At 54.3% G+C, this 541-nt stretch carries 1 protein-coding gene; it reads right to left on the bottom strand.

From position 1 onward, the window contains the following. The coding region (locus BHC62_RS27145) for an immunoglobulin-like domain-containing protein (RefSeq protein WP_143007609.1) at positions 1–541 on the bottom strand (541 nt) is incomplete at both ends.

Genomic DNA, 541 nt, shown 5'->3' with positions numbered 1-541 from the left:
CGGACCAGTGGTATTGGTAACTGGCTTGCCGTCTTTATCAACCAAAGTCGCGGTGTAAACGATCTCGCCGCCTTCGCCGACAGTTTTGGTGGCAGTCAGCACCACATCAACTTTGTCGATAGTGTCGTTGATAGTCGTTGTCGCGCCGTCGCCAGCAACCACAAGCTTCTCGAAGTTGCCGCCCTCGGTGCCGGTGATCTGGACGGTTTGGGTGCTCTTATCGATGAACACGTCATCGCCTGGAGCATCAACAATCACGGTACCGACGGTTTCACCGGCCTTGATGGTGATGGTTTGTTTGTTATCGAGCGTCAGGGTGACGTCAGTGTCGGCCTTGTTGCTCAAGGTGGCGGTGTAGGTGATTTTTCCACCTTCACTCACTTCAGTCGGAGCCGTCAGGGTCACAGTGGTGGTGTTATCAGTACCAGGGGTATCCGTCACCACGGTGGTGACTTTATCGGTACCTGGAACCAGGTTTTCAAAGTGCTCGCCACCGGTGACTTTTTCGATGCCGGTCGTAACAGTCTGGTCGCCTTTGTAC

This window comes from Pseudomonas sp. 06C 126 (assembly GCF_001855215.1).
Lineage (GTDB): Bacteria > Pseudomonadota > Gammaproteobacteria > Pseudomonadales > Pseudomonadaceae > Aquipseudomonas > Aquipseudomonas proteolytica.
Note: the sequence above shows the minus strand (reverse complement) of the source record. Positions and strands in the feature narration are given on the sequence as shown.